At 54.3% G+C, this 19,222-nt stretch carries 16 protein-coding genes and 1 pseudogene; 9 read left to right on the top strand and 8 right to left on the bottom strand.

Going from position 1 to position 19,222, the window contains the following annotated elements; translation table 11 throughout:
- Positions 1-529 precede the first annotated feature (529 nt).
- A complete protein-coding gene (locus FFI90_RS02530) occupies positions 530-1,048 on the bottom strand; it encodes a hypothetical protein (RefSeq protein WP_144776220.1) in 519 nt (172 codons plus the stop codon).
- A gap of 193 nt (positions 1,049-1,241) precedes the next feature.
- On the opposite strand from FFI90_RS02530, the gene FFI90_RS02525 reads away from it, so the two are divergent.
- Positions 1,242-1,442: a CsbD family protein gene (locus FFI90_RS02525; protein ID WP_144776218.1), complete on the top strand. Its 201-nt coding sequence runs from the start codon at positions 1,242-1,244 to the stop codon at positions 1,440-1,442.
- A gap of 272 nt (positions 1,443-1,714) precedes the next feature.
- Here FFI90_RS02525 and FFI90_RS02520 read toward each other — a convergent pair whose 3' ends face one another.
- The gene (locus FFI90_RS02520) at positions 1,715-2,233 is read right to left on the bottom strand and encodes a hypothetical protein (protein WP_144776216.1); all 519 of its coding nucleotides are present in this window, start codon (positions 2,231-2,233) and stop codon (positions 1,715-1,717) included.
- Between the two features lie 191 nt (positions 2,234-2,424).
- Here FFI90_RS02520 and FFI90_RS02515 point away from each other — a divergent pair, with 191 nt between their 5' ends.
- Both FFI90_RS02515 and FFI90_RS02510 read left to right on the top strand, forming a co-directional pair.
- Entirely contained in the window at positions 2,425-2,829 is a 405-nt protein-coding gene (locus FFI90_RS02515; protein ID WP_144776214.1) for a hypothetical protein, read from the top strand.
- Between the two features lie 161 nt (positions 2,830-2,990).
- Positions 2,991-3,830 carry an SDR family oxidoreductase gene (locus FFI90_RS02510; protein ID WP_222120466.1) on the top strand — a complete coding sequence of 280 codons (840 nt, stop codon included), beginning with the start codon at positions 2,991-2,993 and terminating at the stop codon, positions 3,828-3,830.
- Here FFI90_RS02510 and FFI90_RS02505 read toward each other — a convergent pair.
- The 3 genes from FFI90_RS02505 to FFI90_RS02495 form a co-directional block, all read right to left on the bottom strand.
- Positions 3,815-5,197 carry a sodium-dependent transporter gene (locus tag FFI90_RS02505; RefSeq protein ID WP_144776212.1) on the bottom strand — a complete coding sequence of 461 codons (1,383 nt, stop codon included), beginning with the start codon at positions 5,195-5,197 and terminating at the stop codon, positions 3,815-3,817. The two genes, FFI90_RS02510 and FFI90_RS02505, sit on opposite strands and share 16 nt — an antisense overlap.
- Before the next feature lie 95 nt (positions 5,198-5,292).
- A complete protein-coding gene (locus FFI90_RS02500; protein ID WP_144776210.1) occupies positions 5,293-6,474 on the bottom strand; it encodes an amino acid aminotransferase in 1,182 nt (393 codons plus the stop codon).
- Entirely contained in the window at positions 6,467-10,003 is a 3,537-nt protein-coding gene (locus tag FFI90_RS02495; RefSeq protein WP_144776208.1) for an indolepyruvate ferredoxin oxidoreductase family protein, read from the bottom strand. The genes FFI90_RS02500 and FFI90_RS02495 overlap by 8 nt, the downstream gene beginning before the upstream one ends.
- Positions 10,004-10,160: 157 nt before the next feature.
- On the opposite strand from FFI90_RS02495, the gene FFI90_RS02490 reads away from it, so the two are divergent.
- On the top strand, positions 10,161-10,640 hold the full coding sequence (locus FFI90_RS02490; RefSeq protein WP_144776206.1) for an Lrp/AsnC family transcriptional regulator: 480 nt from the start codon (positions 10,161-10,163) through the stop codon (positions 10,638-10,640).
- Here the strand turns inward: FFI90_RS02490 and FFI90_RS02485 are convergent.
- The gene (locus FFI90_RS02485; RefSeq protein ID WP_246123292.1) at positions 10,633-11,784 is read right to left on the bottom strand and encodes an MFS transporter; all 1,152 of its coding nucleotides are present in this window, start codon (positions 11,782-11,784) and stop codon (positions 10,633-10,635) included. The two genes, FFI90_RS02490 and FFI90_RS02485, sit on opposite strands and share 8 nt — an antisense overlap.
- A gap of 127 nt (positions 11,785-11,911) precedes the next feature.
- On the bottom strand, positions 11,912-12,829 hold the full coding sequence (locus tag FFI90_RS02480) for a DMT family transporter (RefSeq protein ID WP_144776204.1): 918 nt from the start codon (positions 12,827-12,829) through the stop codon (positions 11,912-11,914).
- Between the two features lie 114 nt (positions 12,830-12,943).
- Here FFI90_RS02480 and FFI90_RS02475 point away from each other — a divergent pair, with 114 nt between their 5' ends.
- Positions 12,944-13,807, top strand: coding sequence for a LysR substrate-binding domain-containing protein (locus FFI90_RS02475; protein ID WP_144776202.1), 864 nt, complete (start codon positions 12,944-12,946; stop codon positions 13,805-13,807).
- Positions 13,808-13,844: 37 nt separating this feature from the next.
- Here FFI90_RS02475 and FFI90_RS02470 read toward each other — a convergent pair whose 3' ends face one another.
- Positions 13,845-14,396 carry a hemerythrin domain-containing protein gene (locus FFI90_RS02470; RefSeq protein ID WP_144776200.1) on the bottom strand — a complete coding sequence of 184 codons (552 nt, stop codon included), beginning with the start codon at positions 14,394-14,396 and terminating at the stop codon, positions 13,845-13,847.
- A gap of 237 nt (positions 14,397-14,633) precedes the next feature.
- Here FFI90_RS02470 and FFI90_RS02465 point away from each other — a divergent pair, with 237 nt between their 5' ends.
- From FFI90_RS02465 to FFI90_RS02455, 4 genes and pseudogenes are all read left to right on the top strand, one after another.
- Positions 14,634-16,634 carry a methyl-accepting chemotaxis protein gene (locus FFI90_RS02465; protein WP_246123290.1) on the top strand — a complete coding sequence of 667 codons (2,001 nt, stop codon included), beginning with the start codon at positions 14,634-14,636 and terminating at the stop codon, positions 16,632-16,634.
- A 54-nt stretch (positions 16,635-16,688) separates the two neighbouring features.
- Positions 16,689-16,799 (top strand): 5'-nucleotidase, encoded by a 111-nt coding sequence (locus FFI90_RS20470; protein ID WP_425463072.1) that lies wholly within the window; start codon positions 16,689-16,691, stop codon positions 16,797-16,799.
- Positions 16,762-16,998 (top strand): annotated as a pseudogene (locus FFI90_RS20425) (5'-nucleotidase); the annotation flags it as partial. The gene FFI90_RS20470 and the pseudogene FFI90_RS20425, both read left to right, overlap by 38 nt.
- 153 nt (positions 16,999-17,151) lie before the next feature.
- Positions 17,152-19,200 carry a TonB-dependent receptor family protein gene (locus FFI90_RS02455; protein WP_144776198.1) on the top strand — a complete coding sequence of 683 codons (2,049 nt, stop codon included), beginning with the start codon at positions 17,152-17,154 and terminating at the stop codon, positions 19,198-19,200.
- Positions 19,201-19,222: the final 22 nt, after the last annotated feature.

Here is a 19,222-nt window from a genome sequence, read left to right as displayed (position 1 = left end):
CTTTACGAATGGCAGGTCAGGAGCAATGCCAATGTTTCACCAGCCGACACAGCTCCCGCTCAGTACTGCGGACAATCAACTCCCGATTTTCGAGCCACAGCTACACCCTGGATGATTACAGCCTTTTCCTTCCGAACATTTCTGGCAACAAAATATTCCAGCTGCAGTTTTTACGTGGTTTTTATCATCGGCAACTTTGCAGCTGCAATCATTATGGGCGCATTGATCGGTGCCATCGGCCTTTACGTTAGCCATAACTGCTCCTCCCCATATTCACAAGTTAAGATTAAGCCCTTCCAGACTTGGCCCTTACCATGCCCACATTCAAACCATAGTAGGTATTAGCGAGATCGCGCTGATATGGGCAGGAAAAAACATTACAAAAAAGTATGAGGGATATATATTTTTGCGCATGAACGCAAAAGATCCTTGTTTCGGTAAAAATGACATGACACTTTGTAGCTTTTACACAAACACCTTTGCCAAAATCAAAAAAAGAGCCACCTGCGTCGGGGGGGCTCTGCCGTAGTCACAGAGTTTGAGTACCATGACCAATGCTGGCTTTTACCAACTCCTGTTGCTCGCGCGTGGAGCAATGTGCCACAACGCTCCACTTCCCCGAATCCGTAGCCACACGTGTTTTTTCTATTAAACGGTCATGATCCGGTCGCAGGGCTACTGCGCCCGCTAGAAGCAGAGCCAGTATCGGGCCCAAGAAACCCAATGCGATAAACGTCATTACAGGACTTGATCGCGTCAATGCTGGCCCCACCATAACCAGCACCGCGGCGATCACTAACCCAGCTACCAAGCCTGCCAAGCCGAACGTCACATGTGCTTTAACCAGAGACTGCGCGATCCCCTTTGTTTCAGGCTCAATCTTGCGGGCCAAATCCGGGTCGTTTGGCTGGATAACCCGGATTTGCCCATGCGGTATCCCAGCGAGTTCCAGCGACTCAGCCGCACGGTACGCCGCCACCTGGCTGTCGAATTCTGAACTGATTTTATGGGAATAGTGCTCTCCCGACACTGCATCGTCTTCAAACATGGGGATACCTCCATCAACGTTTTATTCGTGACTGATATGAAGTGACCAGCAAAATATGTACCGCGCTGCGATTGACCAGTTCAGCCAGGTGCATAACCCTCGCAAGCAGTTGGCACGGGCAGTGCTTTCGGTGTAAGTAAGCCGGTCGGGCATATATGGCCGGCGATCGTAAATCGTAAGCCAGGAGACCGACATGAACAAAGATATTGCAGATGGGAAATGGCAACAGATGAAAGGAAAGATACAACAAAAGTGGGGCGACCTTACCGACGATGATCTGGATAGGATAAACGGCCAACGGGAGGAGTTTGCCGGCGTTATGAAGGAACGCTACGGTAAAAGCAAGGAAGAGGCTGACCAGGAATTCGACAAATTGCGTGATAGCGATATCTGATTGCCAGTCAGCTAGCTGCTGGGGGCATTGCGAAAATGCAATCGCTCCCAGCAACATCAGCATTCAAAGTACTGCAAAACTGCACTATTTAACGCCCCAGTAATCAAAATCGTCTCTCGCCTTTTAAATATCTGACAGTAAATATAAGAGCGAGCATCTGCGCAACAAATCGTTACCCTGTGTAAAAATAACCCGGTGCTTTGTAAGTTTTACAAAATCACCTGTATCAAAACTTGAAAATGAAGATATATTTCCGCCAGTTTTTACTGTATTCAAAGCGCTTGTAGGCAGCGGTCGAGAGTGATTTTTGCCAGCTGCCGTTGCCCCCGGGTAGAGCAATGCGCCACAACACCCCAACAGTCTGAATCCGCAGTGGTACGCGTTTTTTCTATTAATAGTCCATGGTCCGGCCGCAGGGTTACTGCACCGGCCAGAAGAACAGCAACTAGCGGATATGTGAAGCCCAAAGCGATAAAAGTCATCATAGGGCTCGATCGAACCACGGCCAGACCGATGGTAACCAGCATCGCAGCGATCGCCAACCCGACCATTAAGCCCAATAGCCCAAGCATCACATGCTTCTTAACCAGAACCCATGCAACTCCCTGGACTTGAGGTTCAACCTCATGCGCCATGCCTGGATCAGTAGGCCGTACAACCCGGATTTGCTCAAGAGGTATCCCAGCGACTTTGAGCGATTCTGCCGCACGGTATGCGGCCACCTGGCTGTCGAACTCTGCACTGAACCTATAGGTATAGTGTTCCCCCAGCGCTGCATCACATTCATACATAGCTGCACCTCCGCTAACGTCCTGGTCGTAGGTATCATAAAGTTGAGCGCAAGATGTGTACCACCCACGACGACGCTTCACGTTAGAAACATACCGGGACCCGTATTTGTGTGGCACAAAAGTTGCTGCTACCCAATAACGTCAACTTGCAAAAGCAGCTGACGAAACAGACACCATTTGGGAGATCAGCTATGAAAAGCTATATAGCGCTAATCGCAGGACTCGCCTTGGCAGGAGCTTCGGTTGTATATGCAGCTGATGACGAAAAGATGAAGTCCGACGACAAAGCAACCACCAGCGAGCAGCACAGCTCACAAGGTAAGTTGAGTTCCATGGATCCGGATAAACTTGAGGGCATGAACATTCACAACGACTCGAAAGAAGAAATCGGAGATATTGACGAAATCGTAAAAGATAAGTCTGGTCGGCACATGGCCGTCATCGGCCTCAAAAACAGCATGAAAGAAGTGGCCGTGCCACTGGATACGCTTTCAATGTCCAGTAACGGCGAAACGTTAACCACCAGTATGAGCCAGGAGGAATTGCTGGCGCTGCCGGATTACGACCCCATGGATATGGAAAGCGCAGATGATTGAGTGAACGTCTTCGCACTTCAGTAGGTCCCGGTTACCCCGCGTCGACAGAATTCATGTATTTGGATGGCGCGGTTTATCGACACGAAACACAGGGCCTGCGCAGATACGGCAGGCCTGATCTCCCAAGTCAGAGCCAGGCTATTCCATAGCAGGGGGGCAAAATGGAGCCATCATTCAGTTACAGCAAATCCGCCTGCAGACGTTCAGGCAAACTGAGGGGTTGCGTCGCTCTTATAACGGGCGCAGACAACGGTATAGGGCGTGCGATCGCCGTAGCTTACGCAAGAGAAGGCGCAAATATCGCCTTTACGTACCAGAAGGGATATACAGACGCCGCAGTGACGGCGGATCTGATCCGCGACTCGCGAACCTCAATGATGGCTCTTAAAATGGATCAAACCAAGCGTAATGCCAGTGAGGATGTCATCCGCCAAGTCGTTGAAACCTTCGGTCACATCGATATCCTCGTAAACAATACGGCCTACCAGCAAACCTACAGCGCACTTGAAGAGCTTGCGGACGATGAACTGGAACGCATTTCAAACACCAATATTGCCGATACAGTTGAGTTCTGTCGCGCAGCATTAAAGCACCTTCCTCCGGGTGGCAGCATCATCAACACGACGTCTATTGAGGCCGTCAAACCAAGCAATAGTCTCGCGCCGTATGCTGCGGCCAAAGCTACTCTTGCCAACTTCACTGCGGCCCTTGCAAAAGAAGCTCTTGGAAGAGGCGTTAAAGTGAACGGTGTTGCGCCTTATCTGGCAAAGAAACCATTAATACCTTCCAATTTCCCGACCTATAACGTCCCACATTTTGGCGCAAACACTCTTTTCGACCGAACTGCTCAGCCGGCGGAAGTGGCGCCGATTTTCGTGCTCCTTGCCTACAGGGCCGCCAGTTTCTTTACTGGTGAAATATATGACATGACCCGTGACCAATTCCGTAAGAGCCTGACCCTTTCGAGGAATATAGCCCGCAGGTTTCAGACCAAATTATAAAGGAACACAATCGCGATACCCGCTGGCGTTACAAACTTAAGCACCACCATAAAGGCTTTGAACGCACCGCTTTTCAAACCTATATCCTCAGCAAGCCCTTCGCGTCGGATTACCCAACCTGCAAACAGTGCAATCGCAAGACCACCTAAAGGCATCATGACGTTGGAAACCAGAAAGTCGAGCAGGTCGAATACTGTTTTGCCTTCAAAAAAACCGATGAAGCCCAAGGGATGCACATCGCTCCACAGGTTGAAGGACAGCACTGTGCCAATACCAATAAACCAGACAGCAAGCCCGCCGCCCACGGCGCTTTTGACGCGGCTTGCGCCCTTGTGCTCCTCCAGCCATTCGACAACCGGCTCCAACATGGAGATGGCCGACGTAATGGCCGCCACCAGCAGCAACGCAAAGAAGATAGCGCCAAACACAATACCGCCGCCCATCTGACCGAAGGCCAGCGGCAGGGTCACAAAAATTAACCCCGGCCCTGCTCCGGCTTCAAGGCCGTTGGCAAACACCAGAGGGAAAATTGCCAGCCCCGCAAGCAATGCCACACTGGTGTCCAGCACCGCAATGGTCATGGCAGTTTTGGCAATGTTGATGTTTTTGGGCAGGTAGGAACCGTAGGCCATCAGTACGCCGATACCAATACTGAGCGTAAACGCCGCATGACCAAGTGCGACCAGAACGCCCTCGGTTGTCAGGCGGCTGAAATCCGGTGAAAACATGAAGCTCACAGCACGGCCAAAGCTGCCGCTGTTCATGGCATAGAACACCATTACTATGAGCAGCACAAACAGCAATGGCATCAGCATGTTGACTGCTTTTTCCAGGCCAGAACGAATGCCACGGCCAACGATGAACACAACAATGGCCATAAAGACCGTGTGCCAGAGCAGCAATTCCCAGGGATTCGCCAGCAGATTGTTGAACTGCCCACCGATGGCTTCTGCATCTGCGCCAACGAACACCCCGATCGCAGCCTTGCCAATGTAAACCAGCGCCCACCCTCCGATCACAGCATAGAAGGAAAGCACCAGAAAAGAAGCCACTACACCGTTCCATCCGATGATGCGCCAGCCTTTGGATATGCCCTCGGTTTTGGTGAGTGTGCGCATGGTTGCAATGGGGCTTTGACCACCCCGGCGACCAATCATTATCTCTGCAATAAGAACTGGCACTCCGATCAGGAAAATACAGGCGAGGTACACCAGTACAAAAGCACCGCCACCGTTTTCACCGGTGATGTAGGGGAATTTCCAGATGTTGCCAAGCCCGACGGCCGAGCCGGCTGCGGCCAGAATAAAGGCCATTTTGGAGGTCCAGAGGCTACTGGCCTGCTGGTGGGGATGAACCGTCTCACTCATTGCGTTCTCCGAATAGTTGTTTTTGTCGGATCGTCATAATGGAAAGCCTCTGTGGAAGAGGCTCTGATTTAATGCTATTCAAGGGATAACTGGCGCTACATAACGCTGCGTATCGCGTTGGCAACTTGTGGCAATACCCGGTCATTCAGGCCTGCCACGTTCACCCGGCTGCTTTCCAGCATGTAAATGCCGTGCTTTTCACGCAGCTGGCGAACCTGTTCCGGCGTTATGCCCAGAAACGAGAACATACCCCGCTGTCGTGCGATAAAGCTGAAGTCGCCCACAGGCGCCAGCGCATCTGCAAAAGCATGACGCAGGCTGAGGATTCGCGCGCACATGCCGCCCAGCTCAAGCTGCCATTCGGCGCGCAATACGTCGTCACCCAGAATGATTTCGACGATGGCGGCACCATGTGCCGGCGGCATGGAATAGTGAGAACGAACAACGCTCAGTAGCTGGCTGGTTGCCGCCTTATTAATGGCCTCGGTGGCCGAGATCAGCATCAGGGCACCCGTGCGCTCCCGGTACAGACCAAAGTTCTTGGAACAGGACGCAGCAACGATCATCTCCGGGACTTCACTTGCCAGATAACGCAGGCCGGCGGCATCTTCCTCAATACCCTCGCCGAGGCCCTGATAGGCCATGTCTACAAAGGGCAACAGGCCTTTGCGCTGGATCAATTGAGTAACGACCTGCCATTGATCGAACGTAAGATCAGCGCCGGACGGGTTGTGGCAGCATCCGTGAAGCAGCACGACATCCCCCGTTTTGGCACCTTCCAGGGTGTCGAGCATGGCGGAGAAATCTACCGTTAATGTCTCGCGATTGAGATAGGGATATTCGCGAATGTTCAGGCCGGCGCCACCCAGCAACGGCATGTGGTTTGCCCAGGTGGGTGTGCTGACCCAGACTGTAGTCTCGGGGTGGCACAGCCGCAACAACTCAGCCGCCATGCGCAGTGCCCCACAACCACCCGGTGTCTGAATTACCGAGGTGCGGCCATCGCGGATCAGACTGTTGCTGTCGCCCAGAATAAGGCGCGCCATGGACTCATTGAAGCCTGCGGCCCCGGCTGGCCCCACATAACTCTTGGAAGTTTCACCTTCAAGCAGGCGCCGTTCGGCTTCATGCACCGCAGCCATGATGGGTGTATGACCGGCGCCATCCTTGTAGACCCCAACCCCTAGATCAACCTTGTCTGGCCGATTATCGTCGCGGAACGCTTGCATCAGGTGAAGGATCGGGTCCTGAGGTAACTGTTTTAGCGCCTCAAACATGATCTGCCTCCTTGTTTTCTGCCTGACTGGTTCGAATCAGTGTCGGCCGGCCCGTATCCAGAGCTTTGATCAGCTGTGAATGTTTGTCCTGAACAGCTTCGGCAGCCTGCTCACGCACCGGACCATAACCCCGAACCTCACTGGCCAGTTCCGCCAGCTGCAGGAAGGTGTCGTAATTGCTGGCATCCAGCTCACTGACAATGCGTTCCACCAGTTGCTGGTAGTCTTTCAGCTGGGCGCGGTCCATTTTCCTGTCGGCGGAATAGCTGAACGGATCGACAGGCGTGCCACGCAGCACCCGGAATTTTGCCAGCAGCTTGAATACCCGGAACATCCAGGGGCCAAACTGACGCTTCCTGGGCCGACCCTGGGCGTCTGTGCCACGGTTCATGATGGGCGGTGCCAGATGGAAGTGAACCTTGAAATCGCCTTCGAAGGTGTTGTTTACCTCCTTCATGAAGTCTGTTTCCGCGAACAGGCGAGCCACTTCGTATTCGTCCTTGAACGCCATAAACCGGTATAACTGCTGCGCCACAGCGCGAGTCAGTAACTGGTTGGTCTCACCCAGACTGTCCTCTGCCTTAAGCACCCGCTTGACCATGTCCGTATAGCGATCGGCCCAGCGACGGCTCTGATAGCCCACCAGATGTTTGTGGCGAATGTTGATTAACTCATCCAGGCTCGGCTCCGCCTTCACTTCTTCTACTCTCGCCTCGCCGGTATTCAGCAGGTCGATAATCACCTTCACGTCTGTCGCCGCGATACGACCCCAACCAAAGGCTTCCTTGTTGCGCTCAACTGCAACACCATTCAGCTCGATGGCTTTCATCAGCGCAGCCAGTGATAGCGGCAACAGCCCTCGCTGCCAGGCAAAGCCCAGCATCATCACGTTGGAAAACACGGTATCGCCCAGCAGCTTCTCGGCAATGCCATTGGCATCCATTCGTGCAAAGTTGCTGTCGCCAACGGCATTACGGATCAGATCCAGGCGCTTTTCTGACTGCATGTCCGCGTCGCGGAAAAGCACGTAATCTCCAGTGGGCAGTTCAGCCTCATTGGCAACCACACGGGTGTGATCCGGGCGCAGAACGCTCAACGCCTTCTGGGAGGACGCAACCACCAGATCGCATGCAATCACTGCATCTGCCTGGCCGTTGCTGATACGAACCTGGTGCAACTTGTCCGGAGACGGCGCCATGCGAACGTAACTGAGCACCGTACCGCCCTTCTGGGCAAAGCCGGTGAAATCCAGCACCGACGTACCTTTAGCCTCAAGGTGCGCCGCCATGGTAATAAGTTGACCCACGGTTACGACGCCTGTGCCACCAACGCCACCCACCAGCACATCGTATGAGCCTGTGAGTTCTGGCAGAGCTGGCTCCGGAATATCCGTGAGTTTGCCGGTAAGCACAGAGCCGGTATCCATACCCCGGGATTTGCGCAGCTTGCCCCCTTCGATGGTCACAAAGCTCGGGCAAAAACCATTAACGCAGGAGAAATCCTTGTTACACGAAGACTGATCAATCTTCCGCTTGCGGCCCAGCTCGGTCTGGCGTGGCACCACAGAAAGGCAATTCGACTGCACTGAACAGTCGCCACAACCTTCGCATACATGATGGTTGATGAACGCTCGCTTGGCGGGATCCGGGTAGAGGTTGCGCTTGCGCCTGCGACGCTTCTCAGCGGCACAGGTCTGGTCATAAATCAGTACCGTGCAGCCAGGAATATCGCGCAGCTCTCTCTGCACCTTGTCCAGCTCCGTGCGGTCGTGGAAGCTTACGTCATCCGGGAACAATTTCTTATGGCCATCGTACTTTTCGGGCTCATCACTGAGCACGACAACCCGACGCACACCTTCAGCCGCAACCTGCTGCGCTATCATCGGCACCGTAATCTGGCCATCCACGGGTTGACCGCCGGTCATGGCCACTGCGTCATTGAACAGAATCTTGTAAGTAATGTTGATGCCGGCCGCAACGGCCTGGCGAATCGCCATGGACCCGGAGTGGAAATAGGTGCCCTCCCCCAGGTTCTGGAACACGTGGGGATTACCGGTGTAACGGCTCTTTCCAATCCAGTTGACCCCTTCACCACCCATCTGGATCAACGACTCGGTGTTACGACCCATCCAGGACGCCATAAAGTGACAACCGATCCCGGCCAGCGCTTTACTGCCTTCCGGCACTTTGGTGGAGGTATTGTGAGGGCAGCCTGAACAGAAATACGGCAGGCGCTTAACGCCACCCGGATCCTGAGCGTTGCTCATGCTGTTGATGGCCATCAGGCGTTCGTTGTAATCCTCGCCGAAGAAGCGACCAAGACGAGCGGCCAGAAAACCAGCTACCAGTTTGGGGCTCAGTTCACCCACGTAGGGAATCAGAGGCCGGCCCAGCTCATCCTGTTTACCGGTAATCAGAACCTCACCGGGGTGATCCGGCTCCGACATGGCTTCCTTGATCTGGCTCTCGATAATGCCCCGCTTTTCTTCGATAACCAGCACTTCTTCCTTGTTGTGAACAAAGTTCAGAATGCCCCGACGCTCAATCGGCCACACCAGGCCTACTTTGTAGATATCCAGCCCCATCTCACGGGCCCGATCTTCATCAATGCCCAGCAGATCAAGCGCTTCGAGCAGGTCCAGGTGGCCCTTACCGGTGGTGACAATGCCGAAGCGCGCCTCGGCATTATTGAACAGGCAGCGATCAATGGGATTGGCGCGTGCAAAAGCCTGCACAGCTGCCAGCTTGTGCTCAATACGGGTTTCCAGCTGCGGGCCAGGCAGATCCGGCCATCGATAATGAAGGCCGGTTACCGGTGGCGTGAAATCATCGGGGGTTACGAAATCCGGCAGCGGCGGCAACTCCACCGACGCAGCACTTTCCACCGTTTCAGAAACTGCTTTAAAGCCCACCCAACAGCCGCTGTAACGAGACAATGCAATGCCCCAGAGACCAAACTCCAGATACTCCGCAATGTTGGCCGGGTTGATTGTGGGCATGAAAAAGCTCATGAACGCCACATCAGACTGGTGCGGCATGGAGGACGACACGCAGCCGTGGTCATCCCCTGCAACTACCAGCACGCCACCGTGGGGGGAACTGCCATATGTGGTGCCGTGTTTCAGCGCATCGCCGGCGCGGTCGACGCCTGGCCCTTTGCCGTACCAGATCCCGAACACACCATCCACCTGGCGATCGTCGTCGGTTTCTACCTGCTGGGTACCCAGCATGATGGTCGCTGCGAGGTCTTCGTTGATGGCGGGCACAAAATCGATGCGGTTTTCATCAAGATGTTTTTGCGCCTCCCACAAGGCCTGATCGTACGCGCCCAGAGGTGAACCTCTGTAGCCGCTCACCATACCGGCCGTATTTAGCCCCAGCTTGCGATCCAGCGCGGCCTGCATCAGGGGTATGCGCACCAGCGCCTGGGTTCCGGTCAGGAATACGCGGCCTGAATCTCTCCGGTAACGGTCTTCAAGGCTGTAATTGTCGAGTTGGGAATTATCTGGTCGAGAGAGATCGGCGGACATAACGCCCTCCTTATTGTCGATTTTATAACCAAAATTCTAGAGGGAAGTTGGCAAAAGGTGCTTGCGTATTGGGAGGGATTTCTTTCAATTTGCGAAAGGATGTTCGATAAATGACAATATGACCGAATATCCTTTGATAAATATCAGGTGTTACAAAATGAAACATGTGGAGCTGGATAAACTCGACCAACGCATTCTTGCAATACTGCAGCACGATGGGCGTATCAGTAACCAGCAACTGGCAGAACAAGTGGGCCTATCCCCTGCGGCATGCTGGCGACGAGTAAGAACACTTGAAGAAACCGGCGTTATCACGAGCTACAGCGCGCACTTGGCCCCGGAACGCATTGGCCAGGGGCTGTGCGTACTGATTAACCTGTCCCTTCAGCGACATACCATAGACAGCACAGCCGAGATCGAGCAACAGGTGAGCAGTTACCCTGAGGTGCTGCAATGCTTCGCTGTAACCGGTAACGCCGATTTTGTATTGCGGGTGATCGTGCCGGATATGGCCAGCTACGATCGCTTTCTGAACGAAAAGATATTCACCTTGCAAGGCATCGCTCAAGTGAACTCCAACTTCGTGCTGCGGGAAATCAAAAATACCCAGTCAATCCCTCTGGGAGGCTCTAAATAACTCCGCGTTGGCGCTGAAGCCGAAGTAGTACAACGGCGACTAGGCCTATGAACAACCCCGAAAGCCCAAACGACAAACCAAAACCACTTACACTGAGAATTGCGCCGAACATAAGCGGGGCCACGAAGTGAACAGCCCTATTGGCCATCAGGCGCATACCCAGCGCCCCGGACCGCTGTTCCCGCTCCACACTCTCAGCCAGAACCACCATCGACAGGGGTTGCGTGAGCCCACCTCCCAACCCGACCAGAATCGACAAGAGAGCAATAACAGGCGCATTTCCTGAGAACCCCATGCAGGCCAAGCCTACCGACACAGTACACAGGGCCAGAATTGTTGCTTTTTCGCGCCCGCCAACGGTATGGATAATCCGGGGAATAAACGGCCGTATCACCATGGAAACGCCCGATCTCAGACTGACCAACGCGCCGATCATCACCGCGCTCATTTCCAGACTGTCCAGATAAACGGGCAGATAACTGCCGTAAACGCCCAGAGCGAACATACCCGCCACAGTAATGGTGATGGATACCTGAACGCCGGTATTGTGACGCATCAACAAAGCCTGAGCACGAAACCCGGTCTGCTTGCGTGTGACCGACATGCCTGAGGTTGCATCACCCGTCAGTGCCATCCCGCATAGCCCCCCCAGCAAAGCAATACCGGCCATAACCAGAAACAGATTGTCTACGCCGCCTGCCCAATGAATCCAGCCGCCCGCCAGCAAGGGGCCAACCACCTGCCCTCCAGATAACCAGGTGGCATACCAACCAAAATAGCTTTCCAGTTTAGGTCCGGTCGCTAACGACGAGATGATGGTCTGGGCCGACAACACCATCTGCAGATGTGCCAACCCGATTAATAGCTGGCCGCCAATAAGCCCGTAATAGCCGGGCAGAACCTGCATAAGCAGAAGACCCGCAGTCATCACAAACGCGCCGGCAAGCAATGTTATCCGGCCTCCATGTCGCGCCACCACGCCGCCCAGGGGGATAGCCAATAAAAAGGGAAGAAGATACTGGGAACTGAGTATGACACCCAGCATGAGCGGAGAAGCGCCGAGTTCAAGCCCGTATACCGGCACGGTTACGAGCAACATCGAGTAGACGACGAAGCAGAATGTGAGCGATACACACACAGCCACGAAGTTCTGGCCGGCTTCGTCAGCCGGCCGTCTCAGTGCATTCTTCAGGGTTGGTCTTTTAATACGTCACCGGACAGTAGCAGAAGGAAATCTACCAGCCGAAGTCTATTACGTTTACATCAACATTTCAGGCCGGTGTCGCCCGTTTCATGGTCGCCACAACAGATCCGGCAACCACCAGCAGCGCAGCCAGGGGCAAGCGCCAGTCCGGAGATGCAACGCCGGCAATTACCAGGAACGTGGCCGCCAGGACGGGCACCCCATAGGCCAGACTGCCCACCAGCGCTGCCGGCCCGGTTCGCAGTGCCAGGTCCCATGCCACCATCGCAAGCCCATACGGGCCGACACCAAGCGCAACACCGGCAATAAGGGCGATGCCGGAAGGCAACCCGAAAGCACTACCAGAAAGAACATCAGCGATTGCCGCTCCCACGGCAGCCAGCAGAAAAAGCTCTGGCATCAGCGGTGCAATCGCAACAGGCGCAGCCTGGCATATCCACGAATACACGGCCCAACAGCAACCTGCCATCAGCGCCAATGCGTAACCTGCCATGTATTTGGAAAACGCTTCACCTCCCGCTTCCGGGGAAAGCAAAACGGCAGCGCCAGAGAACGCAATGAGTGCGCCACCCAAAACAGGCAGCGGAAGCCGGCGATGAAAAAGCCACTGACTGATAACAATAAACATCACCGGCCAAGTATAAGTTATCAGCGCTGCCTCTGCGGTCGGAGCCATTCCAACACCGGAAAGATAGCCGCCGATGGCCCCGAGTATCAGAGCCGGAACCAAGCCATAGATCGTCAGTTTCCACTTCAGGGAAACCGCAGACTGAACCGTTTGAACACTGCGATTACGTCGCTTACGAATGCTCATCGGCAAGGCCACTATGGCGCCGCTGATTAACGCAATGGTAGTGAGCTGGAACGGCGGTACCGAACTGGCAATATCTACCAGCAGGGGCGCGCCTGCCCAGAGTACAACGGCAAAAAGCGCGGCAATGATACTGATAAAAAGTGGGCGGGAGGGGTTAGTCAATATGCGCACCGTCGTGACTCCTGTGGCTGTGGGTGGATTGGATTCGACAGCTACAGGCTATACACTCACCACTCATCACAAAATCAATTGTTTTTGATACTACACATCACAAGGATTGATACATTGAGAAACCGGATACTGGATCTGAACATGCTCCTGACACTGGTGACCATCGCAGACACCGGAACAGTGACGGCCGCAGCGGAGAGGCTGGCCTACACACAGTCCACAGTAAGCATGCAGTTGAACCGCCTGGAAGCAGCGCTCGGCGTTCCGCTGCATGAGAAAGACGGGCGTCGTATCCGGTTTACAGCCGAAGGCCAGAAGCTGGTGGGTTACGCCAGAAAAATGCTGGAGCTCAACAATGAAGCCGTTGATGACGTGCAGCAACGCCAGGTTTCCGGGGAGCTGAACCTTGGCATTCCGGAGGATTATGCTTTTCTGTTGACCTCGGTACTGTCTCACTTCAACCGGCAGTTTCCGGCAGTGCAGTTGCAGGTTACCTGCAGATCAAGCGTCGAGCTGGTAAAACAGGTGCAGTCTGGAAACATGGACCTGGCAGTAGTGACACGCCAGGCCCGTTCACCGGGTGGTGAAGTCATCCGGCGTGAGCCGCTGATGTGGGCTGTCGGCGCCAACGCCCAGCCATCGCTGACCGACCCGATACCTCTGGCGTTCTATTCACCGGGGGCAGATGTATTCCGCGACGTTGCCGAACAAGCGTTAACGAACGCCGGGCGAGATTGGCGAATGGCCTATTCCAGCCAGTCCATGACCGGCCTGATGCCAGTGGTCGCAGCGGGGCTCGCGGTGGCTGTTATAACCCGCAATATGCTGACACCCCAGTTGCGAGTGCTGGATGAGCGTAGCGGCATGCCAGCACTTCAGTACGTGGAGATTGCCCTGCACCGGCCAGCTGGCCGACCTTCAGAGCCTGTAAAACAGTTGGCCGAACTGATTCGTAGCCACCTGTCGACCGAGGAATGAGCGTCCATATTTATCCCTGGCGCCCGTGACAAGGCACTTAGGCAAAAGGTGAAGGCGCGGCCTCGAATTCCTCGTACAGCTGGGGATAGTCTTCTTTAAGTCGCGCCAGATTTGCCTGTGCGCCCTCCGGCAGCATATCAAGCAGATGCTTCTGTTCTTCTTCAGACAACTGTTCACGAAAGAATGGGAATAGCTGTTCACGCTCGGCACGCAAGTAGGCGAGATGAGCATCAAGATAGGCCTTGAGATCGTCGGCAAAACGATCCATGGGCACCACCGCATCCAGAAGAATCATATCAATATTTTCGGAAAGCAGATCCAGACGCTCCCGCAGGGCCTGATAATCTTCGGCCAGTTGTTGCCCTACTTCGCCGGCTTTGAACTTTTTGGCCACCTGATGCTCGCTGTAAAGACGCTCAAGGGGCCTGACGAAAGCGTTCATATAATCAATGATGTAATCCACGACTTCACGTATCAGACGAAAGTCCGGGCGCTCGCCCTGCGCCAGGTACTCGTGCCGGAGCAAGAGTACGTGCAGCAACCGCGCCATGTTGGCGTGGTCGTGGCGCACTTGGTTAAGGGTCGCCATATTTAGAGCCTCCTTTGCTGGTAAATCATATTATAGTTATGTTTTCGAAAACCATACTGGATCGTTCTTTACCGGAATGCCAGCATCGAAACCTGGAGGAGAAGCGCGCTTTCGTATCATGAGGGCGCAGCCTCTGCCCTTTCGCCCCAAACGAGGTTTACGGAGCGATTATTTGTTCAGGTTTTACCTGAGCAGCCGTTAACCAGGTTATCAAACACTATAAAAAGAGATGGACCCGTGGCTGTAAACACATTTGAATCGATTGAACGCCGACTCGGCGTAAGCGGCAAACTCCTGATCGCACCCGTTTTCATTCTACTGCTGTTCGCATTCGTCACCTTCTACAGCATCCGAGAGTTTCAAAACCTGGATGAACGAATGGGCACGGTTGCACGGGATCTGGCCCCGGAAACAGCCGTTGCGACGGGGGTTCTCATTAATCTGTACAGGATGAGGCTGTGGGTCTTTGATTATTACGTCACAGGCGACGACGAAATTCTCTCTCGTTTCGAGCAGCTTGAATCCGAGTTTTTCGGCACAATGTCCGATGCTCAGAAAAATATTCAAAATTCAGAGCGCAAGCAGCTCGTGGGTGAAATTGAGCAGGCAACATCACAGTACGTTGGTATTTTCAAAACCGAATTGGTGCCAGCCAAACAGCAAGTACAACGTATCATTGCCGACGAACTCGACAAATATGGCCCGACCGCATCAGCAGCGCTGCGAAGAGCCATCGACGGAATTACCAACAGAGAACCCGATAGTCAGCTACGAGTCGTTCTGGAACAGTTGATCAACGACACGCTCCTGATGCGAATGGCAACACAGCGATACTTCGCAAACGGCGACGAATCCTCAGAAAAAGCCCTTGGGTATGCTATGGAAGACCTGGCTGATGGCCTCGCTTTTCTTGATATGGACACGGTTCCGCAGTACATCCGGCAGTATATCGATACCGCGACAGAAACGTTGGCGAAATATCAGGCATCCGTAGACGACCTGCTGGTCCATCAAAGAGCAATGATCAACACGAAAAACACCAAGCTTGACGTGTTGGGCCCCAATATCACCGAGCTGGCGCGAAATCTTGAACAAAAGGTCTTCGTCGCCCTCGAAACTGTAGCCGACGAAGCCGAAGCCGAAACCGGCACGGCACTCAGTTTTATACTCGCTGCATTCATCGCCTCTGTCATTCTGGGGCTGGTGGTTGCCTTTTTATTGAGCCGGATCATGGGCGCCAGTGTGAAGCGCGCCCGAACAGAAATCCTCATGTACCTGAAAGACATAGGCAATAACAAGGGGGATGTGTCGACCCGGCTAACCAGAGGGCGGCCGGATGAGATTGGGGACTTTATTTCGGCAGTAAACTCCTTTCTGGAGACGTTGGAAAACACCATTTCCCAGATCGTTACGTCGTCACGCCGACTCACCACCGAATCGGAATCCTTGTCTGGCATAACCAGCAGAACCTCAGGCAATGCCGAGCAGCAACGAGATCAGATCACCCAGATGTCGGCCGCGATGCAGGAGATGGTTTCCACCTCGGATGAAATTGCGTCGAATACGAGCGACACAGATGAATCTGCGCGTCAGGCGGCCAACCTGGCCGATACGGGGCGGGCAACGGTTGCGACGGCAATAGCATCGGTAACGAAACTGGCGGAGCAGGTAGAAGAAGGTTCACAGCGTATCCAGCGCCTGGAGCAGGAGTCGGGTGAAATTGGCGGTGTGCTGGAGGTTATCCAGGCGATTGCAGAACAGACCAACCTCCTGGCGCTGAATGCGGCTATCGAAGCAGCCCGCGCAGGAGATGCAGGCCGGGGTTTCTCTGTAGTTGCAGACGAAGTCCGTGGCCTGGCCAAGCGGGTTCAGGACTCAACCGTCGACATAGAGCGCATTGTATCGAACCTGCAAAGCGGCGCTGCGGGTGCGGTCGTTGATATGAGCAAAGCCAAGCAAATGGCGGGTGAAGCCAGAGAAGAAGCCACAAAATCCGGCACCGCCTTGTCGGAAATTCTGGCTGCCGTGAACCGGATTGTGGAAATGACCACACAAATTGCGAGCGCCACTGAACAACAGCGTGCAACGGCGGCGGAGATGACTCAAAACTTCGAGGCCAGCAGTGGTGCTATCGACGAGCTTACGGACGACATTGCCCACGTTAACCAGTCCAGCAAGTCGATGGCCGATATGGCGGAGGATCTCGACAGCCTGGTACGCCGGTTCAAGATCGGTTGATGTCATTTAAGACAAAACCCATTAGATATCGGCAAAAAAAGGAATTACCTTCCGATGCCCTACCCGATCGAAGACAAGCTCGTTATTGCAGTTGCCTCCAGCGCTCTGTTTGATCTCTGCAAGTCTGATCGCATTTTCCGGGGCCCGCAATGCGCCCTCCCATGAGCGGGTGATTACAACGCTGGAACACTGGGGCGTGGACGCCAATGAGGTTTTCTTCCTGGGGGGCATGAAGAAAGACCGGATTCTGAACGTGCTCAAACCCCACATGTTTTTTAATGACCAACGATCGCACCTGGAATCTGACGCGGGGGATATTCCTATGGTGCATATTCCGTTTGGGGTGGCGAATGTGGATGCTTGAGGATGTCGTCAGATCTCGAGCATCGGTCACGACTTAGGCACCACCCAAACCTGCATTTAAACCACCTGCGCTTTATTGAGACTTGGCACTACACTAATAGACAGACGTTTCAGCTATCTCCGGTTTAAATATCATCCTCCCAAGATGAGACCTATGAATAACCAAAAATCTACATTTCTCTTTTTGAGCGGACTCATAACCCTCCCGTTTACCACAACGGCTCATGGGCAACCTACCGCTGACATAGTGGTGACGTCTCCAGTGATGGAGCGCGCCCTTTATGAAACACCGGCTGCCATGTCGATCGTTCAGCAAGACGCGATTCATAAAGGCCAGCCCAAGTTAAAGCTGGATGAGACCCTGAGCCAGGTTCCGGGTATTTTTCTACAGAATCAGGAGAACTACGCCCAAGGTGAGCGCATAGCCATTCGTGGTTTTGGGGCCAGAGCGCCTTTTGGCGTTCGTGGCGTTACAGTTGTCGTTGATGGCATTCCCTACACGTTGCCAGATGGCCAGGCTCAGCTAGATGCCATCGACCTGGACAGCGCCGAGCGTATCGAAGTTATCCGGGGACCAGCCTCGGTTCTGTATGGAAACGCAGCGGGTGGCGTTATCAGCGTAACCACCGCCGACGGGCGTCGTCAACCTGATGAAACATCGGTACGCCTCACCGGCGGAAGCGATAGTTTTGGCAAGGTCTCCGTAAAAAATAGCCAAACCAACGGCCCTTGGTCACACAGCGTAAGCGCTTCTGCACTCAACTACGAAGGCTATCGCGACAATGCCAAGGTCGAAAAATATCTGCTTAATTCCAAGCTGCGCCGAGAGCTGGGCAACGATCGCTCACTGACCGCCATTATAAATCTGCTGCAGAATCCTCGCTCGGAAGACCCGGGGGCGCTTACCGCCGAACAGGTGGAAGCCGACAGATCCCAGGCTGGGCGTTTCACAGAAGAGTACGGCACCGGGCAAACCGTCGATCAACAAGTATTGGGCCTGCAATATCAGGATCTTTCTGCGGGGCCGGGCGTGTTTCGAGCCAAAACATTCTATATGCGCAGGAACTTCGAACAGCAACTGCCCTACCCTGGTGACAGCCGCATTGATTACGACCGGGACTATTTTGGAGCAAGGGCCGATTACCGGCAGTCGCTTGAGCTCTCAGGGCTTCCATTTCGCTACGTCGCAGGCGTAGAAGCCCGTGAGCAGCGGGATGACCGTATCCGCCGAGAAATGAGCTTCAGTGGTGATCTGCAAGGGTTGACCGCAGAGGAACTGCAAACGGCATTCGCGTTGGGCGCGTTTGCACAAGGCGACCTGAGCCTTACTGATCAAATCACCCTGTCCGTTGGTGGCCGTTTCGACCGGATTCGCCTCAAGGTCGATGATGATTTTGCCGCTGATGGAAACCAAAGCGGCAGCCGTACCTTCCGGGAGTGGAGTGGTTCTGCAGGCTTGAGCTATCGTTATCTGGAATCTCACCAGGCCTACGCCAATATCAGCACTGCGTTCGAAACACCCACATTCTCGGAGTTTGCTAACCCGTCGGGCGTGGGCGGGTTTAATCCGGAAACCGAACCACAAAAATCTCTCAATCATGAATTGGGGCTTCGCGGCACCCTCAACAACGGCATTGCCTATGACCTCACGCTGTTCTGGGTCGATGTTCGTGATGAACTGGTTCCCTATGAGTTGGCGGGATCCGATGACCGGACGTTCTATCGCAATGCCGGGGATACGACACGCAAGGGCTTCGAGGCGGCGGCCGGCTGGCTTTTTTCACCAAGTTGGCGCGTAGAAACTGCCCTCACCCTCGCCAATTACACGTTTGAGACATACCGTTCGGGAGGCGACGTTTACGATGGCAACCGGTTACCCGGCCTGCCAGAGCAAACCTGGTCTAACCGCCTCACATGGCAAGGCTTAGGTGGCATTTTTGCCACACTGGAGACCCGTTATATCGGCGACATGGTCGCCGATGATGCCAATGAGGTGGAGGTCGACGACTACTGGTTAGTAAACCTGCGCGGCGGAAACACGCTGTACGCAGGTGGAAATCTTCTGCTGAAAGGTTTTGCGGGCGCTCGCAACCTGGGCGACAAGGATTACTTCGCCAATCTTCGCATTAACGCCAGCAACGAGCGGTACTTTGAGCCGGCCTCCGGGCGCACTTGGTACGCTGGGCTCGAGTTTGTTTTCTGAAAACCTAAGCGCTGAGGCCCGC

Source organism: Marinobacter maritimus, assembly GCF_007671675.1.
In the GTDB taxonomy this organism is placed as follows: Bacteria; Pseudomonadota; Gammaproteobacteria; order Pseudomonadales; family Oleiphilaceae; genus Marinobacter; species Marinobacter maritimus.
Note: the sequence above shows the minus strand (reverse complement) of the source record. Positions and strands in the feature narration are given on the sequence as shown.

Coding starts and splice junctions, on each gene's coding strand:
- FFI90_RS02530 (WP_144776220.1), bottom strand. CDS start 1,048: ATGTTTGAAGACGATGCAGTGTCGGGAGAGCACTATTCCCATAAAATC.
- FFI90_RS02525 (WP_144776218.1), top strand. CDS start 1,242: ATGAACAAAGATATTGCAGATGGGAAATGGCAACAGATGAAAGGAAAG.
- FFI90_RS02520 (WP_144776216.1), bottom strand. CDS start 2,233: ATGTATGAATGTGATGCAGCGCTGGGGGAACACTATACCTATAGGTTC.
- FFI90_RS02515 (WP_144776214.1), top strand. CDS start 2,425: ATGAAAAGCTATATAGCGCTAATCGCAGGACTCGCCTTGGCAGGAGCT.
- FFI90_RS02510 (WP_222120466.1), top strand. CDS start 2,991: ATGGAGCCATCATTCAGTTACAGCAAATCCGCCTGCAGACGTTCAGGC.
- FFI90_RS02505 (WP_144776212.1), bottom strand. CDS start 5,197: ATGAGTGAGACGGTTCATCCCCACCAGCAGGCCAGTAGCCTCTGGACC.
- FFI90_RS02500 (WP_144776210.1), bottom strand. CDS start 6,474: ATGTTTGAGGCGCTAAAACAGTTACCTCAGGACCCGATCCTTCACCTG.
- FFI90_RS02495 (WP_144776208.1), bottom strand. CDS start 10,003: ATGTCCGCCGATCTCTCTCGACCAGATAATTCCCAACTCGACAATTAC.
- FFI90_RS02490 (WP_144776206.1), top strand. CDS start 10,161: ATGAAACATGTGGAGCTGGATAAACTCGACCAACGCATTCTTGCAATA.
- FFI90_RS02470 (WP_144776200.1), bottom strand. CDS start 14,396: ATGGCGACCCTTAACCAAGTGCGCCACGACCACGCCAACATGGCGCGG.
- FFI90_RS20470 (WP_425463072.1), top strand. CDS start 16,689: ATGCCCTACCCGATCGAAGACAAGCTCGTTATTGCAGTTGCCTCCAGC.
- FFI90_RS02455 (WP_144776198.1), top strand. CDS start 17,152: ATGAATAACCAAAAATCTACATTTCTCTTTTTGAGCGGACTCATAACC.